Origin of the sequence: Mammaliicoccus sp. C-M13 (assembly GCF_022386845.1) — a bacterium.
In the GTDB taxonomy this organism is placed as follows: Bacteria; Bacillota; Bacilli; order Staphylococcales; family Staphylococcaceae; genus Mammaliicoccus; species Mammaliicoccus lentus.
In genome coordinates this window covers 150,793-172,142 of record NZ_JAJNHQ010000006.1, presented here as the reverse complement: position 1 = coordinate 172,142, position 21,350 = coordinate 150,793, and the positions used below count along the sequence as shown (strand labels likewise).

Below are 21,350 nucleotides of genomic sequence, written 5' to 3'. Positions count from 1 at the left end.
TAAAAGCTGAACACCAAGTAATCAAGTTTATTAATTGGTTTAAATTTGTTTAATTTTCTAGTACATGCCTAACAGCTGTGATAAGTACTCTTGATCTTTCTTCCCCGAAATACTCTCTAAATCTTGCATCTTCATCATACATCTCCACCATTTCAAGATGTCTTTCTTCTGTATAAGTCGGCCAGCTATATGTTAACCATTCTTTGTGTAATTCTGTTGCTTTTTGCTGTCTTTCTAAAGTAGCTCCATTATCAACAATTTCATCCAGTTGTTTAAACAAGTCATTTTCTATCTCATTTTTGCTTTGAATTTCATCTTGAGACATATCTACATATTTATCATCCGCCTGATCGATATTCTCGTGACCAAATCTTTCTTCTACTTGCTCGCCTTGTTTTTCTTCATTTTCATTAAGTACCTCTCGATGGAACGCTTCATATTTTCTTTCTTTTGTCATCTTTAAAGCCCCCTTCTATTTCAAAAATAGCTTATATATATGTTTTACCCATTTTTTAAAAAGTTAATGAAAAATAAGAAAGGAGAGCAGGACAGAATCCTTATTTTTTAAAAAGATTCCGTAGTCCCGCTCCGGCAAGGATGACTAGGTTTGAAAAGTTTAATATAAGCGCATTTTCCAGTCAACTACTGCCAATATAACAAAAGAGTCTGAGACAATTTTTATGTCTCAGACCTTTTCATTAATATTTTATATTTTATTTTAATCGTCTATCTTCATCGGTTTTTATATGTTCATTAAATTTTTGTTGGTTATTTCTTTTTTGATGTTTGATCAATAAAATCATGACATAAAGTAAACAAAGACCAAATATAAGGGAAATGACACCCATGAATTGTAAACCGCTTGCTCTACCATCACTAAATACAAAGTAATAAAAGAAATAGCATTGAATCATTATAATAATTGTCAAAACAATATAATACAAACGGTAATTCATGACTTACCTCCTACATAAAGTACATTATTGCAATGAAATGAAATATGGATGCAATCAATATAAAGAAATGCCAAATCATATGGAAATACTTTTTATCTTTTTGTGCATAGAACCATGCACCAATTGTGTAACTAATACCACCGAAAAGTATAAATAACATAAATAGAAGAGATGTTTTATTAATAATAGACGGTAGCATAAGAACACCCATCCATCCCATTATTAAATACATTGATAAACTCAATTTATGATTAACATTTTTAGCAGTAGATTTATAAACTATGCCCCATATTGTTATTCCCCATTGGACACCCATTATGACCCAACCTAACCATCCGCCTACTAGAGACAATGCGATAGGTGTATATGTTCCACATATTGCAATGTAAATCATACTATGATCTATAATTCGCATAATATATTTCTGCGGAGACGAAGTAGACATAGAATGATAAACTGCTGATGATAAGAACATAAGCATGATACTAATAATATAAATAGACACACTTGTTGATTTTAGTGCACCATCTTGTATATAACTTGCAACTGCTGCATATGGTAAAAAGAATAACAGTATAAAAGCTGGTACTCCATGTGATACTGCATTTCCCACTTCTTCTCCAAAGGAAAGAGGCATAATATCTTTAAAGGCCTCTTTCACTTTTCCTTCTTTTTTGTGATGAGATTTTGCATTACTAGACTGTTCCATTCACTTACCTCTTTTACAATAATTGATTTGCTTCTAGATCTTGTTGTGCTGTTTCTATACTATCTTTTCCTTCTTTATTTTTTAATGGACTAAATTCTTCTTTTCTATCTACTTGTAGTGTAGCAAATGAATTTGCATATTGGAAAATATCAAAATAAAATAATTCGAATTTTAAAGTTTCTTTTTCTATTACACTAAAATCTTCATCTATTTGCTTAAGGTTTTTAATCGCTAAGTGATAAGGAAGTGGTTTAGAAGCCGCTTCAATTAAGAAATCTAATTTAAAGGCATGAATTCCAATATTAGCGTTTTCTAATTTATTAACCTCACCTTCAGGTAATTCTGAATACTCAAGGACTTGTTTTTTATCATCAATAGATACTATACGACCTACTTTTTCGTCTGGATATGCTTGTACTGATTTAGTTGTAATGTCACAATCCTTTTCTTTTATAAAACCGGCAAATTCTGGATCTAATACTTTAACTAGCACATTATCAATATTATTTAAGAATAAGTATTCTACACCATTGTCTTTCATTTCATTTAATAAATTAGCTTTTTCTAATGATTTAAAAACGCCACCGTTTCCATTCGGGGTACGCATAATATGTTTATCTTTATCTAATACAAGTTCCCCCTCTGTTGATAGGGCTACAACATGGTCTTGTTTGAAAAAGTGGATATAAGATTCATCATAACCAAAATAATTATTTTCTAAAAAGAAAGATAGTGTATCTTTATGATTAATATCACTCGTCATGATGTACCAATGAATAGGTGTTCCAGTTTCTTCGAATAATTTATTTAACTGTTCTGCTTGTCTTTCAAATAAACTTTTATCATTAAATGAGAAAGTGCCCTTAGGTGCTTTATGACCTAAACGCGTGCCTTGGCCACCAGCCATAAGTAAAACTGCAAATTTACCTTCTTTAATTGCACTTAAACCTAATGAGCGGTACTCTGCTAATTTCTCTTCAGGTAAGTTTTCTTTAATGTCATAATTAATTTGTTCTACATCATCTGCTATTTCAATCATTTTTCTATTTACATAAACATCTTCATATAATTTATCTACTTCATCTAGATCTATTCTGTCCATATCTATGTGTAGCTGTTCTTTTTCGCTTTGGCTCATCATTTTACAATATTCTAAAATGTGACCTTGCCCGTGTTGCTTTAAGATTGTTTCATCTAGCATTTATAATACCTCCAAAATTTGACTCATTATCATTATACGACTTTAGAATGATTTGTCTAAAAATATCATAAAATAATTAAAATTTAAATGATTACAGAAGTAAAATGTGGGTATGATATATAATGTGTAGATTCTATAACACAAATAATCCTATATCTAATAGGTCAAGGAGGATTTTATTATGAGTTTAGGAGACAAATTTAACGACGCAAAAGATCAAGCAGTTGACAAAGGTAAAGAGCAGGTAGACAAAAACAAAGACGAGTATACTGAAAAAGGTAAAGATTTTGCCAAAGACAAAGGTAAAGATCTTAAAGACAAATTCAGTAAATAACATAAGTATTATAAAACAGTCCGAGGCATATATATGTCTCGGACTGTTTCTTTAATATAGGCAAGGGTGACTATGAAGTATTTTTACTAAAAGGAGATTTCCACCCCACTCCCTTCACTTTTAAATATTTATTTTTATAAAAATAATCTATAAATATCTTTCCACCATAATACCACTGTAATAGCGGTAAATGCTGTTGAAAGACTTAAATCAACTACTCCGCCTGTCCTAAATACAAAGGGCATTTTTACAGATATATTAATTGGATAGAATAATTTTACGCCTCTAGGTGTAAGCATATCTAAAATAATATGTGATAGCATCCCCATTATAATAGATACTAAATATGGCTCAGGAGCTTCAATTGCCTTTAACCCCCAAAATATTAAAAATAGAAATAGTAATGAATGTGTAAAAGTCCTATGTCCAAAAATTGTGCGTATAATTAAACTTAAAGGAAAAAGCTTTCTACCAATATTGCTTTTAAAATGACAAATATCTGGTACTAAACTAGCCACTCCACATAAACTGACAATTGTAAAAGACGTAAAGATATCCTCTCCATAATAAATACTTAATGATGACCCGATGAATATACCGCAAGCTAGATGTGTTTTTCCCGTCATATTAGTTTTCCTCGTTTCTATAAATTTCTTTATTAATTTTAACATAATAAAGCGAACAAGTATACGAACACTTTGTGACTTTGTTGTGATTTAAATCACGGTAGAAAAGATTTATTGACAATTATGTGAATTAAATCACATATTTATTGATTTCTATATAACACTTGGTACAATAACAGTGTAAGTCATATTAAACATAACCCTATACCATTGTTGAAATAACCCCCTTATTTCACACCAAAAAGCGCTCGTCAAAATTGACGAGCGCTTTTTGGTTAATCATTAACTTGCTGCTTTATTTTCATTTTGTTGATTATTTTGCAGATTAGACTGTTTGGGTTCTTGCTCTGAGTCATTATTGCTGTTTTGTCTATTCAAATCTTCATGAGATTGTTTATTAGAGTCATCTTCTGAAGAAGGTATTTCCTGACTTGGAGTATTATCTCTCGATTGATTACTCTGTTCGTTAGGAGACTGTTGTTGATTGTTTTCATTAGTGTCCTGATTTTCTTCAGGTAATTGACAGCCCTCATCATTACATAAATACCCATCATGACTTAAATTTTGCCAAGCTCGAGTAAATTCAATTGTGTTTTCAACTTCATCACACTCCGCTTGAGAATCACCTTGATTCAATAAACAATTTCTTGCTTTTGAATAAGTCTCAGTATCAAATTCACTTTCCCCTGAATTACGATTCGGTTTAACACCATTAACATTTCCTTCAATCGGAATTTCTTCCGATGATCCATTTTCGTTATTAATAGCTTCATTATTATTCTGATTTGTATTTTCGTTCGTTTCTGTTTCTTGACTACTATTTTTCTCAGTCGTCTTTTCTTCCGTTGTTTTTTTCTTATTTGCGTTCGTTTCTGAAGTTTTTTCGTCTTGGTTTGATTTATTTGTATTCGTAGAAGTTTCATTATCACATGCTACTAGAAACATTAAGCAAACTGCTAAGAGACCATATATCCATTTCATAGAATCACTCCTGGGCCTTTTTGCTTTATTTTCCTTGCTACTCATAAAAGACACTTCTTTCTTATAAAATAATTGAGCATTAATTAAAACATAAGAATATCATACATGATAAACTAATATTAGTAAAAATAATTGTATCATCCCAAGGAGGTATTTGTTATGTATAAAGCTGTCAACAAAGATGAATGGACTGGTAGAACAGATAGCGAAACTTTACGTTCTGCTTTTAGATATCATCAAATTATAGACACAGTTAACTTAGAGCAAGAAGCAATTGAACCAATAAAAGAGTTTGACGATCAAATTAATATGGCTCTCATTGGTTTTGAATGTGACGAAGGTGTCGCTCGTAATAATGGAAGAACAGGAGCGGTCGATGGACCTAAACATTTTAGAAAAGCATTAAGTCCCTTGCCTATTCATAACGAATATTTACACTTAACAGATTACGGTAATGTCGTTTGTCATAAAACTAAACTCGAGGAAGCTCAAGCTGAACTTGGAGACAAATTATCTCAAATTCTTCCATATAACCATTACACTGTACTTGTAGGCGGTGGTCACGAAATCCTATATGGTCACTATTTAGGTGTTAGAAAAGCAAATAAGGACAAAAAAATAGGCATAATAAATATTGATGCTCATTTTGATATGAGAGATTATGATAAACAACCATCTTCAGGAACAATGTTTAAACAAATATTGGACCAAGATGATCAAGTAGGCTACTTTGTTCTAGGCATTCAGAAAAATGGTAATACAAAAGCTCTTTTTGAAAGAGCTGATGAATACGGCGTTCGATATATTCTTGAAGACGAATTAAGAAGTCATCTTTCAATTGAGACAATCACTTCTATAAGCTCTTTCATAGAAGAATATGACGAAATTATGATTACATTGTGTACAGATTCAATTGATGTAAGTTATGCCCCTGCTGTAAGCGCCCCTTGCATTATGGGATTACAACCTCAAATTGTACAAACTATTCTACAATTAGTTACGAATTCAAATAAAAGTACGAGTATAAGCATAGCAGAATTATCACCTAGATTCGATATAGATAATCGCACAGCTAGACTTTTAGCTAATATTGCATCGAACATTTATCACGACCAAGCTGAAGTAGTTCAGTCACATTGGGAGTCTTAATTTATGTCAGAAAATAAAAAAGGCATACTATTAGCTGGGTTAGCCTATACTATATGGGGTGTGCTGCCTTTATATTGGAATCTCGTTGACGAGATTGGTCCATTTGAAATACTTGCACACCGCGTTCTTTGGTCAGTAGTATTTATGCTTATACTATTGACAGTAACCAGACAGTTAAATATGTTTAAAAATGCGACAACAAAGTTATTCAAAAACAAAAAAATGCTAATCGCTATCATAGCAGCCGGATATATTATTACATTAAATTGGGGTACGTTTATATGGGCTGTTAATAACCATCATGTGCTACAAGCTAGTTTAGGTTATTATATAAATCCATTAGTCAGTATATTATTTGCTTTTATATTTTTAGGCGAACGATTTTCTATTGCACAATGGATTGCGATTATACTTGCTTTCATAGGTGTACTATTTATGACGTTTCAAGTTGGAGAATTTCCAACAGTATCCATCTTGTTAGCTGTCTCATTTGCGCTATATGGATTAATTAAAAAAGTAGTAGATATTGATGCTTTCAGTAGTATTACAATAGAATGTATTGTAACTTTACCTGCTGCATTGATTTATATCTATTATTTATCTGAAACGAATAATATTACATTTGGTATGAATGCTTCTAGCGCTTGGTTATTATTAGCTGGTGTAGTAACAGCTACTCCACTTGTACTGTTTAGTGCTGGCGCAAGAAAAATCCCATTATCTTTAACAGGATTTTTACAATATATTGCACCGACCATTATGTTCTTCTTAGGTATATTCCTTTTAAATGAACATTTTGATATTAATCAATTTATTACTTTCATTTTTATATGGATTAGTATCATCATATATAGTTACTCGAAATACATGGAAATGAAGAAAAACAGAAGAAAACTAATAAAAAACAAATAGAAAAATCGTTTCGTTAGAAATAGCGAAACGATTTTTTATTTAATCATACTATCGATTATTTAAACTTAATTATTAATACAATTCTCCACATGTTGCTGCTAAGAGAGCTTTTATAGTATGCATTCTATTTTCGGCTTGTTCAAATACTCTTGAATAACTTGATCTGAATACATCATCAGTTACTTCCATATTTGTTACACCAAATTTATTAAAACAAAGTTCGCCCATTTCTGTGTTTAAGTCATGTATAGCAGGTAGACAATGTAAAAATAAAGTATTTGGCTGTTCTGTTAAATTAATTAATCGTTGGTTTACTTGGTAATCTTTTAACAATTCATAACGAGCTTCTAATTGATTTTCTTCACCCATCGAACACCATACATCTGTATAAATTACATCACTGCCATATACACCCTCTTGAATGTTATCTGTTATCAATATTTCACTTCCAGATAACTCACTTAATTCTATCGCTTGTTGTTGTACGCTTTCTTCTGGTTGTAATTCTACCGGCGCTACGATATGAATATTAACGCCTAATATTGCACTTGTAACTAATAGTGAATGAGCAACATTATTACGTCCATCGCCTACAAACGTAACTGTCTTATTCTCATAAGTACCAAAATATTCTTTGATAGTTAAGAAATCAGCTAACATTTGAGTAGGATGCCATTCATTTGTTAAACCGTTCCAAACTGGTACGTTAGAAAATTTAGCTAAATCTTCAACAGTATGTTGTTCAAAACCTCTAAAGGCTATCCCATCAAACATAGACCCTAATACAATTGCAGTATCTTCAATTGATTCCTTTCTGCCAAGTTGTAAATCTTCTTTACCGAGATAAGATACATGTGCCCCCATTTTAGTAGCTGCTACAGTAAATGCTGCGCGTGTACGAGTTGATTGTTTTTCAAACAATAAAGCAATATGTTTACCATTTAAAAAACGTTGAGGTATGTGATGTTTCTCCTTGAATTTTAATTCTTCAGCTAATTCAATAAGTTGTTCTAACTCATCTTTAGAAAAATCAACCTCTTTTAAAAAACTTGTCTGATATAAATCTTTTAACTTTGATAACTTCGTCCCAATGAAACCAACTCCTTTTTATTTATAAATAACATCATATAATACTTTTTGCACAATGTAAATAGTTATACAGTATATTGCATAAAAATACTTATTTTATTAGTATGACACATTGTTTTAAAAAGGTAACACATTTTTACTGTTTTCTATTGAAAACGAATTCATAATACGTTATGATATAGCTATCAAACAAAAGGATGTGTTAGATATGGCAATGAGAGTATCAAAGGATAATAATCAAGTTCATATTCACTGGAGAGTAGCTGACATTACTATTCCAAATGACGAAATCAAAGAGGTTAAGGAAGATCAAGACATTCATGCATTGTCTAATGAAGACCAAGATCACGTTGTAAGAATTGGTTCAACTTTTGGTAAAACAAATCGTGTCATTATTAATACAGACGATAAAGAATACATTATATATACACATGCCGATAAGAAAATTTATAACGAATTAACTAAATAATACTTAGAAATAATAAACAGGCTGAGACATATTTTTGTCTCAGCCTAATTTATTGTAATAGCAGTAGATGACTGGGGAGGTGCGACGAAATCTTTTTTAAATAAAAATTCTGTATCTCTCCTTTTTAAGTAGTTAAAATATTATGCTACTTTTTCATAGCGTGCTAACATAGAGTTAAGGAGTGATGCCAATTATGTTAAGAAGTTTATCAGGCTTAAACGCCATTATCACAGGCGGTTCTAGAGGAATCGGTAAATCTATCGCAATTGCTTTAGCACGTGAAGGTGTTAATATTGCAATCACAAGTAGGAATCTTGATACTCTAAAAGAAACTGCTGATGAACTAAAAGAATTTGATGTAAATATATTTTATAAAGACGCTAATATTGCTCGCAAAAATGATGTACAAAAATTTATAGAAGATGCTCACCATGCACTCGGTTCTATCGATATTGTTATTAATAATGCAGGCGTTATGAAAAACAATCCTTTTTTAGAAGTAGATGAAGAAGAGTTTGACCAACTTTTTGATACTAACGTCAAAGGAATATACTATGTACTACAAGAATCTCTCCCTTATTTAGTTAAACAAAAAAGCGGAGATGTTATAAATATCGCTTCAATGTCAGGACTTAAAGCTAATGCTACAAGCAGTATTTACGCTGCTACAAAATATGCAGTCATTGGAATGACTGAAGGAATTATGCAAGAAATGAGAAAACATAATATTAGAGTTTCTTATTTAACACCTTCAGCTGTACTCACAGATTTAATTGGAGAACCTAAGTTACAAGAAGAAACGATGACACATGCAGAAGACGTGGCAGATGTCGTTGTATCTCAGTTAAAACTTCAACCTAGAACTTTCATGAAAACAGCACAAATTTGGGCTACAAACCCAACACCAAAACAATAGGAGTGATTTAGATGTATGTTGTAACGAATAGAATTAAAATGAAAAAAGGCTATGCAGAAAAATTAGCACCAATGTTTACTAAAGGTGGCGCATTACAAGAAATGAAAGGTTTCATTAAAGTTGAAACTTGGAATATGCAAGATATAGAAGAACATGATTTATTACATGTAAATATGTGGTGGGAAACTTTAGAAGACTTCGAAGCTTGGAAAACAAGTGATGCTTTTAAACAAGCACATAATCGTGATGATAAATCTGAAGATGATAAATCCGAGAATGAACAAAGCGATTCACCAATGCTAGGTTCTGAACTCGCAATTGCTAAAGTTGAAACATCACTAGACCCTAAATAAAAATAATTAGACTTATATGCACAATAAAGCATAAGCATTCATAATAAAAAGTCCGAGACATTTATAAATGTCTCGGACTTTTTATTTATATAGGCATCCTTGCTGAGGTGGGCATACAAAATCTTTTTACCAAAATGAGATTTCTCAGCACTCTCTTTTAATTAAAAGAATATATGAGCCATGATAACAATAATAGGTAATGCAATGATTGTACGTATAATATAAATCATAAATAACTTACCTAAACTGACTGGTATTTTAGATCCTAAAATAACGCCCCCTACTTCTGATAAGTAGATTAATTGCGAGATGCTCAATGCTCCGACGATGAATCTTGTCATATCACTAGGCACATCACTAATTAATAATGATGGTAAGAACATATCAGCAAACCCTATTAATAAAGTTTCTGAAGCTTCATGTGCATAAGGTATTTGCATTAATTCTAATAATGGTACAAACGGTGCACCTAATATACTAAATAACGGTGTATATTCTGCTACAATTGTAGCCAATGTACCGATAGCCATAACGACTGGCAATACAGCCAACCACATATCTAATACAGTTTTTATACCATTAATGAAAAATTGTTTTAATCCTGGAGACACAACTGCTTTATCAGTGGCTTGTTGAAACCCCCATGTTAATGGATTGTGTGTCTTAGGAATCGTTTCATTTAATTTTTCAGTACTACCATTTGAATATTGATCCGGTATTTGTTTAAGTGGCCATATTCTTGGCATAATAAATGCGGCTACAACACAAGCTATAATTACAGATAAATAGAATTTAAAGAAGTGGTCTACAAGCCCTATCGTTTGAGCAATAACAATAGCAAATGTAATTGACACAACTGAAAATGTTGTTGCAATAACTGTCGCTTCACGTCTTGTATAAAATCCTTGTTCATATTGTTGACTCGTAATCATAACCCCTACTGTTCCATCTCCAATAAATGAAGCTAAATTATCAACTGTTGATCTACCTGGTAATTTAAATAATGGTCTCATAACTGGCGCAAACATTGGGCCTAGAAATTCTAATAAACCAAAATCCATTAATAATGGTAGAAACAATCCAGCAAAGAAAAATACCGCTAATAATGTTGGTAATAAGTCGTTATAAACCATTACCCCAGTATTTTCATTAAGCACAACCCCGGGACCGACATTAAAATATACCGAGATTGCAAACAGTGCTCCTAAAATTCTAATAACTACCCAAATCCAATTAACATTAAAAAGTTCATTCGTGATAGTACGTTTTGTAGAAGTCTTGAATACTGTAGAATAAATAATCGTTAATATCGCAGATACTGATATTAATAACATGATAATTAATCCTGATGAATTGCCTAAAAACTCTAAAGTTTTATTAGCTAAAAACGCTACTGGCAGACTTGTTGAAGTCTTCCCGTCCTCATCTGTTACTGAGACAGGTATTAAAAATAAATAAATTCCTAGTAACGATAATATTATAAATTTTAATCTACCAACTAAAACACTTGTTTCTTTCATATGTATGCTCCTTTACGCAAGATTAACTATACACAATATTTTATAAATATTCAATCCTATTCTTTCCTATTTTTATTATATATTTTTTTGTAAGCGCTGTCATTAAAAATCGGGAGAATATATAATAAATAAGACTATTTATAATTAAATAGTCTTATTTCAAGTCACTAATATATTTTAATCATTCAATAATTTGTATATTTCACGTATATTAATCCTTGTTTAATCATGTTCTACTATATTTTTATACATATATTATGAGTTGAATTCTCAATCGTCCGGTTATTAAATTTTGTCTGTATTTTTGCATATCACACTGTTATAATCATGTTTATATGTAAAAAAGAAGGAGTAATAAAATGTCAAAATCACGATTAGTCACATTTATGTTGAGTGTTTTTGTAGTAGGAATGGTTGAATTGATGATTGCTGGTATTTTAACACTGATGAGTGCAGATATGAATATATCAGAAGCAATTGTAGGACAACTTGTAACTGTTTATGCATTAACATTCGCTATTAGTGGTCCGATACTTGTTAAGCTTACAAAGAATTTTTCACCTAAATTAGTATTAATGATTAGCATGATTTTATTTATTATCGGTAACGGGATTATCGCATTTTCACCTAATTTTACAATTTTAGTGATTGGGAGAGTATTATCATCTGCCGCTGCTGCAATCATTGTTGTTAAAATTTTAGCTTTAACTGTTATTTATTCAAAACCAAGTCAACGCGGGAAAATGATAGGTCTTGTTTATACAGGTTTTAGCGCTTCAAACGTTTTAGGTGTTCCTTTAGGTACTAAGATCGGAGACCTTGTTGGTTGGAGAATGACATTTCTATTTATTTGTTTAGTTGGCGTAGTAGCATTTATTCTAATTTCTATTAATATTTCTAGTGACAAAATAAATAATGCTGATGAGCCTACACCTCAAAATCATAGTTATAAGATCTTACAGCCTTTAGAAGTAGTCAAATATTTAAGCATTACATTTCTAATACTTGCTGCAAACTATGTTGTTATCACATATATTAGCCCATTATTATCTATATATGGTTATGACTTAAATATTGTTTCTCTTGTACTATTAGTCGCAGGAATCGGAGCAATTTTAGGTACATCACTAGGCGGTTATATTACTGATGCTATAGGTAGTAAAAACTGGTTAATCATATCATTAAGTACATATACAGTACTTATGTTTATATTCCAATCTTTCTTACCAATATTAATCATCACTCTAATAGGTGTATTCGTTTGGAATATCGTACAATGGGGTTCTAACCCACCAGTTCAAATAGGTATTATTTCTCAAATAGAAGGAGATACTAGTGCAGCGATGAGTTGGAATATGTCTAGCTTGAACGCTGGTATCGGAGCTGGCTCATTATTAGGTGGTATTTTTGTAACTTACTTTAATGTAGTTTCAAGCTTATATGTAGCTGGAGCGCTTAGCTTTATCGCTTTATTGATATGTTTAACAATTAAAAAACAACCAAAAATAGTATAAAAAAAGGGAGCAAGACAGAAATCTTATTTTCAAAAAAGATTTCATAGTCTCGCCCCTGACAAACATGACACAGGCTGAGACATTGATATGTCCCAGCCTGTTTTTTATTCATTATTGTAATTCTTTGTTATTACCTTGTGATTGACCATCTTCATTTGAAGAATTTTTTTGTTCATATTCTTTCTTACTCATAACATCATCTACATGCATGTTTACTTCAACAACTTCAAGACCAGTCATATGTTTAACTTGTTCTTTTACTAAGTCAGCAACTTTTTTGAAAATTTTCGGAGCTGATTCACCATATTCTAAAATAACTTTTAAATCTACAGCAGCTTGTTTTTCTCCTACTTCTACAGAAACACCTTGTGTTACATTGTTTCCAGATGTGAAACGGTCAGTTAAACTAGAAGCAAAGCCGCCTTTCATATCTAAAATACCTCTTACCTCTCTAGCAGCAATACCAGCAATTTTCTCTATTACTTCATCAGAGAATGATAATGTATTTGAAAATTGTTGTTCTTGAACTTGTTCTTGCTGTTGTTGTTGGTTTTCACGTACTTGATCATTTACACCAGTTTGTTCATTGTAACTACTTTTTGCTTTATTGTTGTCTAAATTTGCCATAATAGAATCTCTCCCTTAAAATAGTTTAATTTAATTTATAGTTTCTTTATTTATTTAATAATGCAGTTTAACTTATTCGGTTTAAGAAATTTAAAAACTGCTGAGTACAGTCTTTAATGTACCCTAGTCCTATACCTATTAAACATAGGACAAGAATCAATACCGTTTTCCAAAAACCAATTGTTAAAAATAAAACTGCTAATATTAACATCGCAATAAACCCAACAATTCTCCATTTATACTCTTTAATAAAATTAATGAGTTGATTTGGATCTTGATTTTCATTTGGCATAACCGGAACCTCCTATCCTTAGTCTATAAAACTCTTGTATCACTTGTTTTCTGGTCTCTAACATTAATTTCAATGTTTTTGACAGGTATTTCGGAAAAATGCTCAACATTTTGCTTAATATCGTTCTTCATATTTTCCGTTAATGATTGAATACCATTCGTTTCAGATACAACAAAGAAATCTGCTTTAATCGTTGCATAAGAATTATTTTTCTTATTGTACAACTTTGCTATAACATTTGGTTGTCGTACTTCGTCGTATTTCTGGATTGTACGATAAACACATTTTTCAATCGAATTTCTAGTAATGTATATGTGCCCATCCTCATAATCACGATGTAAGCCTGGTTTCTTATGTGTCGGTTTAAATGCTGCAAAGAACATTAATAAACCAAAGAATATTAAAACCCCTGCACAAGCAATCAATGTCGGTTGGAACCAATTATATTTTAATAGTTCCTGTTGATAGCTTGTTATTTGACTAATATCCAAGTACATAAAAAGAAGCGTGCCCACTACTACTATGATGAATAAGCCTAGGAAAAAATTCTTTAATCTTCTCACTGGCAACTGCACCTCCTATGTAAAGTTCTATTGCTAGTATTAGTTATACCCCTAAAATGATTTTAGAAACGTTTTCAACTCATTATTTCATTTTTTGGTAAAATTTTTTATTAACTACTCTTATTTCCAACAATAAAAAAATCCCTAACCTGTTGAATTAAATCTTCCAACTGATTAGGGATTATTATTAAATATAAATATTGATATCTCAAATTATTATATATGTGCTGATTTTTGCATTAAGTATAAGAAGTATGGCGCGCCTACTATTGCTACAATAATACCTGCTGGCAAGCCATTTGGTTCTAGTACTATTTTACCAATTGTATCTGCGACAACCAGGAGTATAGCTCCGTTTAATACTGCTATTGGTAAATATAGTTGATGTCTTGGTCCCACAATACTTCTTGCAATATGCGGCCCCATAAGTCCAACAAATCCGATACCACCTGCTACTGATACGGCTGCAGATGACAATACGACTGCTAAAAATACGAGTAAAATACGTTCTCTATTATTGTTTATACCGAATGAAACCGATATTTGTTCATTTGTACTGAGTACATTTAGTACATTAGCTTTATAAAATAGGAATGGCATAACTATGATTAACCATGGTATAAATGCAAATACGAACGGCCATTCATCGCCCCAAATATTACCTGCAAACCATCTTGCGATAAATTCCATTTGATCTTGATCAAATGTAGACATAATTGTAATGGAAGCACCACTCAATGCAGTTGATAAGCCGACACCAATCAATACCATTCTCACGGGGTTAATGCCTTCTCCTTTTTTATAACTAAACATGAATATAACCATCGCCGTCGCTATACCACCGACCATACTTACCATTGGAAGTACATATACAAAATCACCTGGTTGTACAGTACCGACAACTAAGAATAAAGCAATCATAAACCCGCTTCCTGCATTAATACCTAATATACCTGGTTCAGCAAGGGGATTCTTAGTAACACTTTGCAAAATTGCTCCACTTAAAGCTAAACTTGCTCCAGCTAATATCGTTATTAACATTCTCGGCATTCTAAATTCATACAATACCATTGAATCTAGTTCATTACCTTGACCAAATAGTGTTTTAAAGAATTGAATGAATGACATCTTAAATTCGCCTGTCGTCATAGCGAATGCCATTGATGCGATTAATGCTATAATTAAAACGACAAGTGTTATTCTCTGTTTTCTAACTATTTTTGGATGTATCATAATATCTTACCGTCCCTTCTTACAAGATAAAGGAAGAACGGTACACCTATTATAGAAATTACAGCACCTATTGGAGCTTCTCCTAACATTCGTGCTATCATGTCAGCTAAAAGTAATATAAAACCACCCATTACTGCTGTTAAAGGTATAACACGTTTATAGTCTGTACCGACTATAAATCTTACTATGTGTGGCACCATCAAACCTACGAATGCTATTTGCCCTACTATTGATACAGCAATCCCTGCTAAAAACATCGTGGATACTAAACTTGTATATCGCACAACATTACTATTTTGTCCTAATCCTTTTGATAGTGTATCTCCTAGGCTAAGTATCGTTAATTGTCTGCTCATTATAACTAAAACAATTAAAATAACTAGAACAATCGGTGTAGAAATCGCAAGCTGTTTCCAGTTTGTACCACTTACGCCACCAACGCTCCAAAATGTTAAAGTTTGGTTTAATCTAAATATCAATGCGATTCCTTCACTTGCAGCTGTCAATAATGCAGATACTGCGGCACCTGCTAATACTAACCTCATCGGGTTAAAACCACCGCGTTTAGAGGAGCCTACGCTCATGACAAGAATACCACCTATACCTGCACCTATAAATCCTGCAAACATAAGGGTGAAATAACCTGCATTTGGAATAACTGCTAAAGTTAAAGCTAGCATCATACTAGCTCCAGCATTTAAACCAAGTAAACCTGGATCAGCTAATCCGTTTCGAGTAACACCTTGCATAACTGCACCAGATACTGCAAGTGCCATCCCAACGACAACAGCTCCTATTTCCCTAGGTATTCTTATCTCTCTTAAAATATTATGTTCTTCGATACTTGGATTATAATTAAATATTGCGTTATATACCATTTGTAATGATGTGTCTTTTGCTCCAAATAAAAATGACAGAAGTAAAACAGCTACAAGTAAAATAATTGTAACTGTTAAGATAATTGGATAGCGATTTTCTTTAACTGTTTTTGATTGACTCATATGTTGCCATCCTTTTATAACTTAGTATAGTGTTTACATAAAAGATTATAAGTAACAAGCATAGGTTTCCCAGTTCTAGGATCCGTAGATAATTCAGCGTCAATATTAAACACTTCTTCTAGAATTTCATTTGTTAATACTTGTTCTGTTTCGCCTTGAGCAACAATATCTCCAGCTTTCATAGCTATTAAATGATCTGAGAATCTGATTGCTTGGTTAATATCATGTAACACCATAATAATTGTGCAACCTTGTTCTTTATTTAACTCTTGTACAAGTTCTAGAATTTCGAGTTGGTGAGAAATATCTAAATATGTTGTTGGTTCGTCTAGGAATATGATATCTGTCTTTTGTGCGAGTGCCATAGCAATCCATACACGTTGTCTTTGACCACCACTTAAATCGTTAATTGCTCTATATTTAAAATCATGAGTGCCCGTAACGTTAAGCGCCCATTCTATTTCTTCTTTGTCTTTTTTTGATAATCTTCCAAATCCTTTTTGATGTGGATAACGGCCATAAGAAACGAGTTCTCCAACTGTTAATCCATCTGCAACGTCAGGTGACTGAGGTAATATTGCAATTTTCTTTGCGATTTCTTTAGTAGATGTTGAATGTAGATTTTTGCCATCTAAAACAACTTGCCCTGATTGTACATTTAAAATACGACTTAATGCTTTAAGTAATGTTGATTTTCCACAACCATTCGGCCCTATAATAGAAGTAATCTTCCCATCAGGTACCTCTAAAGTTAAATCACTAACTATTGCTTTATCTCCATAACCTATTGAAATGGCTTCTCCCGTTAATCGATTCATAGTGAACCCTCTTTCCGTTTAAAATAAATCTATAATATATGCGTTGCGTTAATTTTTAATTGTAGTTAAATGATAATGATTATCATCACTCGTACTTACGTATTATATCATTTAATAATAGTGATTTCTATCAATATATGAATAATTTCACTCATATTACACATTTAATAAAAATAAACATGTTAAAAAAGCTAGAACTTTTTGTCCTAGCTTTTATGTTTTATTCGTCAAGTAAGAATCCGTTCCCAAGTACATCTCTTACATCATGGACAACGACAAACGCATTTTCATCAAATTTTCTAATCATTCGTTTTGTTCTTGTCAATTGCGTTTTGGCAATGACAACGTATAATACATCAGTATCTTTTTTTGAATAGTAACCTCTACCATTTAAAATGGTACAACCTCTACCTATTTTTTCATCTATCATTTTTGCTATTTGATCTGGGTTTTGAGAAATGATTGTAACAGCCTTTTTAGGGTTCAATCCTTCAATTACAAAGTCCATAACTTTTGTTCCTATATATAATGCAACGACAGTTATTAATGCTTTTTCTACAGGCATAACAGTTAATGAAAATAGAACTACGATAAGGTCAAAAAATAGAAGAGCATATGATGTGTTCACATCTAAATACTTATGAGCAATTCTCGCTAATATTGTTGTTCCTGCTGTTGTGCCACCTGATAATACGATTAAACCTATACCTAAGCCAACCGTAAATCCGCCAAACACAGCATTAATAAGTATTTCACTAGAATCTAATGCCCATGAATCCGTCACTCCTAAGAATACGGATATGAGTATTACAGCAATAATAGTATATACTGTGCTTCTCTTACTCAAGAATTTATAACCTAATGCAATTAATACCGCATTTAAAATAAACGTAGACCAAGCTGGCGCAATATCAAACGCATAAAGTAAGATTAGCGAAATACCCGTCACGCCACCTTCACCTAGGTTAGCAGATATAATAAATGTATTAACACCTGCAGAAAAGACAAATGAACCTACAATTATTAATATCATATCTCTTAGTAATCTATTTTTCATGACCTTACCTCCTTTTAGTTTTTCAATTGACATACTGATACTACCACAAACAGCTAATCGCCTCAACATGCCGATATTTATAAAAAAGGGTCGTAAGATAATTTTTGCCCTAACTCTAGAAAGAGTTATTAGAAATCGCATATAAATACTCCTAATTCGTCAATTTCTTAATGAACGAATTAGGAGTACTATTTAAAGATAGGGATTCTTTATCCCGAACTCTTCATTATTATATTGTCAGTAGCTTATCATTTACTTAAACTCTTTTTCAAATGGTGCTTGAATGTCTTTTAGCACTTTTACTGAATTATCGAACAATCTTGTTTCTTCATCATTAAGTGGCATTTCAATAACTTCCCTTACACCTGTTCTATTTACAAGTGCTGGTACACCGATATAAACATCTTCGTGTCCATACTCACCTTCTAAATATGCTGAAACTGTTAGTACAACATCTTGGTTGTTTAATATTGCTTTAGTAATGCGCATTAAGCCCATTGCTACTCCATAAAAAGTAGCACCTTTTGATTCAATAATTTCATATGCTGCATCTCTTGTCTCTACAAAAATTTCTTCAACTCTATGTTTGCGTGTTTCATCTTTTTCAATTATAGAACGTAATGGTTTACCAGCAATATTGGCGTGTGACCAAACTGCTAATTCAGAATCGCCATGCTCACCAATAATATTAGCGTGTACACTTTGAGGGGCTACATCAAATTCTTCGCTTAATAAATATTTAAAACGTGCTGTGTCTAATATTGTTCCAGAACCTATTACACGTTCTTTTGGTAAACCTGAGAATTTCATCGTAGCATACGAAAGTATATCTACTGGGTTAGTCGCAATTAAGAAAATGCCATCAAATCCTGAATCCATTATTTCAGTTACTATATTTTTAAATATTTTCATGTTTTTCGCTACTAAATCTAATCTTGTTTCGCCAGGTTTTTGAGCTGCTCCTGCACAAATAACAACCAAATCAGCATCTTCACAATCTTTGTATTCTCCCGCTTTTACTTTCATTGGTGATGGCCCATACACTGAACCATGATTTAAATCCATTACATCTCCATTTACTTTCTTCTTATCTAAATCGATGATAACAAATTCATCACAAATACCTTGGTTAATCATTGAGAATGCATAACTAGAACCTACAAATCCGTTACCTACTAATACTACTTTATTACCTTTAAATTGTTTCATCAAAATCTCTCCTCAAATTTTAAATTTTTATATAATAAATGAAAGTACGAACGTCCAAATACAAATGAAGATGACTATTCCTACACTGTATTTTAAAGTCATTTTCAATAATTCTGATTCTTTTCCGACCTGACCTACAGCTGCTGTGGCGATTGCTATAGATTGAGGTGATATAAGTTTTGCTGCTACACCACCTGCAGTATTAGCTGCTACTAATAAAGGGCCACTAGTACCGATTTGGCTAGCTACTGAAGCTTGAATTGGTGCGAATAATGTATTGTTATTGACTACTGATCCTGTCATAAATACCCCAATCCAACCTAACACCGGAGATAGTAATGGGAATATACTACCAGCTTTTGCGATGCCAAGACCCATAGCTGCTGTTAAACCACCATAAGTAGTTACTTTTGCTATTGCTAATATGAAACAAATTGTCAAAATAGGTAACCATAATTCTTTGATTGTTAAACCTAATAATTGAAATGCTTCATTAAATTTGAAATGTTTGGAAATAAGAACTGTTATAATAATTGAAATTAATATAGCTGTACCTGTTGCGCTAAAAATGTCTATTTTTAGTGTTATAAGTTTGTTTGTGATTTCATTCATCGTACCTGGAATACTAATGTTCCATACTAAAAATGATAATGGTCCATCTGGTGCAAATAATGCTTTAAAGAATGGTGCACTCCATATCATCACAAATATCGTTAAAATATAGAACGGACTCCATGCATATAGAATAGACTTAACTGTATGCTTGTTTGCTTGTTTAAATTCAGCGTCTGAAACTCTAAATATTTTTTTCGGTTGATAAAATTTAGAAAATACTGCTAATGCAACCATTGATAATAACGGAGGGATAATGTCCGCTAACTCAGGTCCTTGGAAATATGTCAATATTAATTGAAGTCCAGAGTAAGTAAGACTAACTACTAATAACATTGGTAATATTTCTTTTATACCCTTAAATCCATCTAAAATCATGACTAATAAAAATGGAATAATAAAGTTTATGATTGGTAAAGTTAATGTTGATATTTGAGAAACATCTAAACTACTTATATTACCTTGTAGGCCTAGCGTATCTATCACGACTACTGGGAGGCCTATAGCACCAAATGCTCCGGCTGCTCCATTAGCGATTAAACATAACATTGCAGCTTGTAACGGTCTGAAACCAAGTTGTATAAGCAACACACTACAAATTGCTATAGGTACACCAAATCCAGCTGCACCTTCTAAAAATGCATTGAAACTAAAACCTATTAATAACAACTGTATACGTTGGTCTTGAGATATACCTGCTATACTATCTTGAATAATACTGAATTGCCCTGTTCCATTTGAAACTTTATATAACCATACTGCCATAACCACGATGTAACCTATTGGTAGAATACCTTGGAAGAAACCTTCTATAATTCCCCCTAAGGCAACAATTTTTGGTAACTCAAAAACTACTAAAGCTATTATTATCGTTACGATGAGCGTTGTAATAGAAGCATAAATACCTTTCATTTTAAAAACTGTTAAACATAATAAAAATAATATAATAGGTATGCTTGCCACAATTGCTGATAATGCAATATTGTCAAAGGGATTAATATTATTTATTAACACATTAGACATCTTCTTTCTATTTTATTTATTTTAAGATGCGCATCTTTCTTTTTGTGATTCTTTTCACAATGTAAATATAGCACTTGGTATCACTGTGGTCAAGTGTTTTTGTGAATATTTTCACATAAATTTTTACGCCTGTTTTCATTAATTTTTATAACTCCTTATTTAACAATAATGTTTGCGTTTACATAA

24 protein-coding genes are annotated in these 21,350 nt (G+C 32.0%); 7 read left to right on the top strand and 17 right to left on the bottom strand.

Going from position 1 to position 21,350, the window contains the following annotated elements:
• Positions 1 to 49 precede the first annotated feature (49 nt).
• The 4 genes from LQ615_RS06705 to LQ615_RS06690 all read right to left on the bottom strand — a co-directional run bounded on the left by LQ615_RS06705 (position 50) and on the right by LQ615_RS06690 (position 2,866).
• Complete coding sequence (locus LQ615_RS06705) at positions 50 to 457, bottom strand: TipAS antibiotic-recognition domain-containing protein (protein WP_016998980.1); 408 nt, start codon at positions 455 to 457, stop codon at positions 50 to 52.
• 256 nt (positions 458 to 713) lie between these two features.
• Positions 714 to 956 (bottom strand): hypothetical protein, encoded by a 243-nt coding sequence (locus LQ615_RS06700; protein ID WP_103269459.1) that lies wholly within the window; start codon positions 954 to 956, stop codon positions 714 to 716.
• Positions 957 to 966: 10 nt separating this feature from the next.
• On the bottom strand, positions 967 to 1,665 hold the full coding sequence (gene trhA / locus LQ615_RS06695) for a PAQR family membrane homeostasis protein TrhA (protein WP_016998978.1): 699 nt from the start codon (positions 1,663 to 1,665) through the stop codon (positions 967 to 969).
• Between the two features lie 13 nt (positions 1,666 to 1,678).
• Entirely contained in the window at positions 1,679 to 2,866 is a 1,188-nt protein-coding gene (locus tag LQ615_RS06690) for a UTP--glucose-1-phosphate uridylyltransferase (RefSeq protein ID WP_103269460.1), read from the bottom strand.
• Positions 2,867 to 3,047: 181 nt separating this feature from the next.
• On the opposite strand from LQ615_RS06690, the gene LQ615_RS06685 reads away from it, so the two are divergent.
• Complete coding sequence (locus tag LQ615_RS06685) at positions 3,048 to 3,200, top strand: hypothetical protein (RefSeq protein ID WP_016998976.1); 153 nt, start codon at positions 3,048 to 3,050, stop codon at positions 3,198 to 3,200.
• 134 nt (positions 3,201 to 3,334) lie between these two features.
• Here the strand turns inward: LQ615_RS06685 and LQ615_RS06680 are convergent, their stop codons facing one another.
• Both LQ615_RS06680 and LQ615_RS06675 read right to left on the bottom strand, forming a co-directional pair.
• Complete coding sequence (locus tag LQ615_RS06680; RefSeq protein WP_016998975.1) at positions 3,335 to 3,826, bottom strand: metal-dependent hydrolase; 492 nt, start codon at positions 3,824 to 3,826, stop codon at positions 3,335 to 3,337.
• A 282-nt stretch (positions 3,827 to 4,108) separates the two neighbouring features.
• Entirely contained in the window at positions 4,109 to 4,807 is a 699-nt protein-coding gene (locus tag LQ615_RS06675; RefSeq protein WP_239704063.1) for a hypothetical protein, read from the bottom strand.
• A gap of 159 nt (positions 4,808 to 4,966) precedes the next feature.
• Between LQ615_RS06675 and hutG the strand changes: the two genes are divergently transcribed.
• Both hutG and rarD read left to right on the top strand, forming a co-directional pair.
• A complete protein-coding gene (gene hutG / locus LQ615_RS06670; RefSeq protein WP_016998973.1) occupies positions 4,967 to 5,956 on the top strand; it encodes a formimidoylglutamase in 990 nt (329 codons plus the stop codon).
• 3 nt (positions 5,957 to 5,959) lie between these two features.
• Positions 5,960 to 6,868: an EamA family transporter RarD gene (gene rarD, locus LQ615_RS06665; RefSeq protein ID WP_218708777.1), complete on the top strand. Its 909-nt coding sequence runs from the start codon at positions 5,960 to 5,962 to the stop codon at positions 6,866 to 6,868.
• A 72-nt stretch (positions 6,869 to 6,940) separates the two neighbouring features.
• Here the strand turns inward: rarD and argF are convergent, their stop codons facing one another.
• On the bottom strand, positions 6,941 to 7,960 hold the full coding sequence (gene argF / locus LQ615_RS06660; RefSeq protein WP_182094109.1) for an ornithine carbamoyltransferase: 1,020 nt from the start codon (positions 7,958 to 7,960) through the stop codon (positions 6,941 to 6,943).
• 205 nt (positions 7,961 to 8,165) lie between these two features.
• On the opposite strand from argF, the gene LQ615_RS06655 reads away from it, so the two are divergent.
• The 3 genes from LQ615_RS06655 (at position 8,166) to LQ615_RS06645 (ending at position 9,695) form a co-directional block, all read left to right on the top strand.
• On the top strand, positions 8,166 to 8,426 hold the full coding sequence (locus LQ615_RS06655) for a SunI/YnzG family protein (RefSeq protein WP_064211662.1): 261 nt from the start codon (positions 8,166 to 8,168) through the stop codon (positions 8,424 to 8,426).
• Between the two features lie 193 nt (positions 8,427 to 8,619).
• Positions 8,620 to 9,342 (top strand): SDR family NAD(P)-dependent oxidoreductase, encoded by a 723-nt coding sequence (locus LQ615_RS06650; protein WP_016998969.1) that lies wholly within the window; start codon positions 8,620 to 8,622, stop codon positions 9,340 to 9,342.
• A gap of 11 nt (positions 9,343 to 9,353) precedes the next feature.
• The gene (locus tag LQ615_RS06645) at positions 9,354 to 9,695 is read left to right on the top strand and encodes a heme oxygenase (RefSeq protein WP_064205193.1); all 342 of its coding nucleotides are present in this window, start codon (positions 9,354 to 9,356) and stop codon (positions 9,693 to 9,695) included.
• 161 nt (positions 9,696 to 9,856) lie between these two features.
• Here LQ615_RS06645 and LQ615_RS06640 read toward each other — a convergent pair whose 3' ends face one another.
• On the bottom strand, positions 9,857 to 11,215 hold the full coding sequence (locus tag LQ615_RS06640) for a YjiH family protein (protein ID WP_017001189.1): 1,359 nt from the start codon (positions 11,213 to 11,215) through the stop codon (positions 9,857 to 9,859).
• Positions 11,216 to 11,574: 359 nt separating this feature from the next.
• Here LQ615_RS06640 and LQ615_RS06635 point away from each other — a divergent pair, with 359 nt between their 5' ends.
• Entirely contained in the window at positions 11,575 to 12,729 is a 1,155-nt protein-coding gene (locus LQ615_RS06635; protein WP_064205191.1) for an MFS transporter, read from the top strand.
• A gap of 111 nt (positions 12,730 to 12,840) precedes the next feature.
• On the opposite strand, the gene LQ615_RS06630 is transcribed toward LQ615_RS06635, so the two are convergent.
• The 9 genes from LQ615_RS06630 to LQ615_RS06590 form a co-directional block, all read right to left on the bottom strand.
• Positions 12,841 to 13,356 carry an Asp23/Gls24 family envelope stress response protein gene (locus LQ615_RS06630; RefSeq protein WP_017001188.1) on the bottom strand — a complete coding sequence of 172 codons (516 nt, stop codon included), beginning with the start codon at positions 13,354 to 13,356 and terminating at the stop codon, positions 12,841 to 12,843.
• 67 nt (positions 13,357 to 13,423) lie between these two features.
• On the bottom strand, positions 13,424 to 13,648 hold the full coding sequence (locus tag LQ615_RS06625) for a DUF2273 domain-containing protein (protein WP_017001187.1): 225 nt from the start codon (positions 13,646 to 13,648) through the stop codon (positions 13,424 to 13,426).
• A 23-nt stretch (positions 13,649 to 13,671) separates the two neighbouring features.
• The gene (gene amaP, locus LQ615_RS06620) at positions 13,672 to 14,211 is read right to left on the bottom strand and encodes an alkaline shock response membrane anchor protein AmaP (protein WP_064211668.1); all 540 of its coding nucleotides are present in this window, start codon (positions 14,209 to 14,211) and stop codon (positions 13,672 to 13,674) included.
• A 216-nt stretch (positions 14,212 to 14,427) separates the two neighbouring features.
• Positions 14,428 to 15,444, bottom strand: coding sequence for a FecCD family ABC transporter permease (locus LQ615_RS06615; protein ID WP_017001185.1), 1,017 nt, complete (start codon positions 15,442 to 15,444; stop codon positions 14,428 to 14,430).
• A complete protein-coding gene (locus tag LQ615_RS06610; RefSeq protein WP_017001184.1) occupies positions 15,441 to 16,445 on the bottom strand; it encodes a FecCD family ABC transporter permease in 1,005 nt (334 codons plus the stop codon). The genes LQ615_RS06615 and LQ615_RS06610 overlap by 4 nt, the downstream gene beginning before the upstream one ends.
• Before the next feature lie 14 nt (positions 16,446 to 16,459).
• Positions 16,460 to 17,263, bottom strand: a complete 804-nt coding sequence (locus tag LQ615_RS06605; RefSeq protein ID WP_017001183.1) for an ABC transporter ATP-binding protein — start codon at positions 17,261 to 17,263, stop codon at positions 16,460 to 16,462.
• A gap of 220 nt (positions 17,264 to 17,483) precedes the next feature.
• Entirely contained in the window at positions 17,484 to 18,320 is an 837-nt protein-coding gene (locus LQ615_RS06600; protein WP_017001182.1) for a YitT family protein, read from the bottom strand.
• A gap of 252 nt (positions 18,321 to 18,572) precedes the next feature.
• Positions 18,573 to 19,529 (bottom strand): L-lactate dehydrogenase, encoded by a 957-nt coding sequence (locus LQ615_RS06595; protein WP_017001181.1) that lies wholly within the window; start codon positions 19,527 to 19,529, stop codon positions 18,573 to 18,575.
• Positions 19,530 to 19,556: 27 nt separating this feature from the next.
• Positions 19,557 to 21,155, bottom strand: a complete 1,599-nt coding sequence (locus LQ615_RS06590; RefSeq protein ID WP_135032578.1) for an L-lactate permease — start codon at positions 21,153 to 21,155, stop codon at positions 19,557 to 19,559.
• Positions 21,156 to 21,350: the final 195 nt, after the last annotated feature.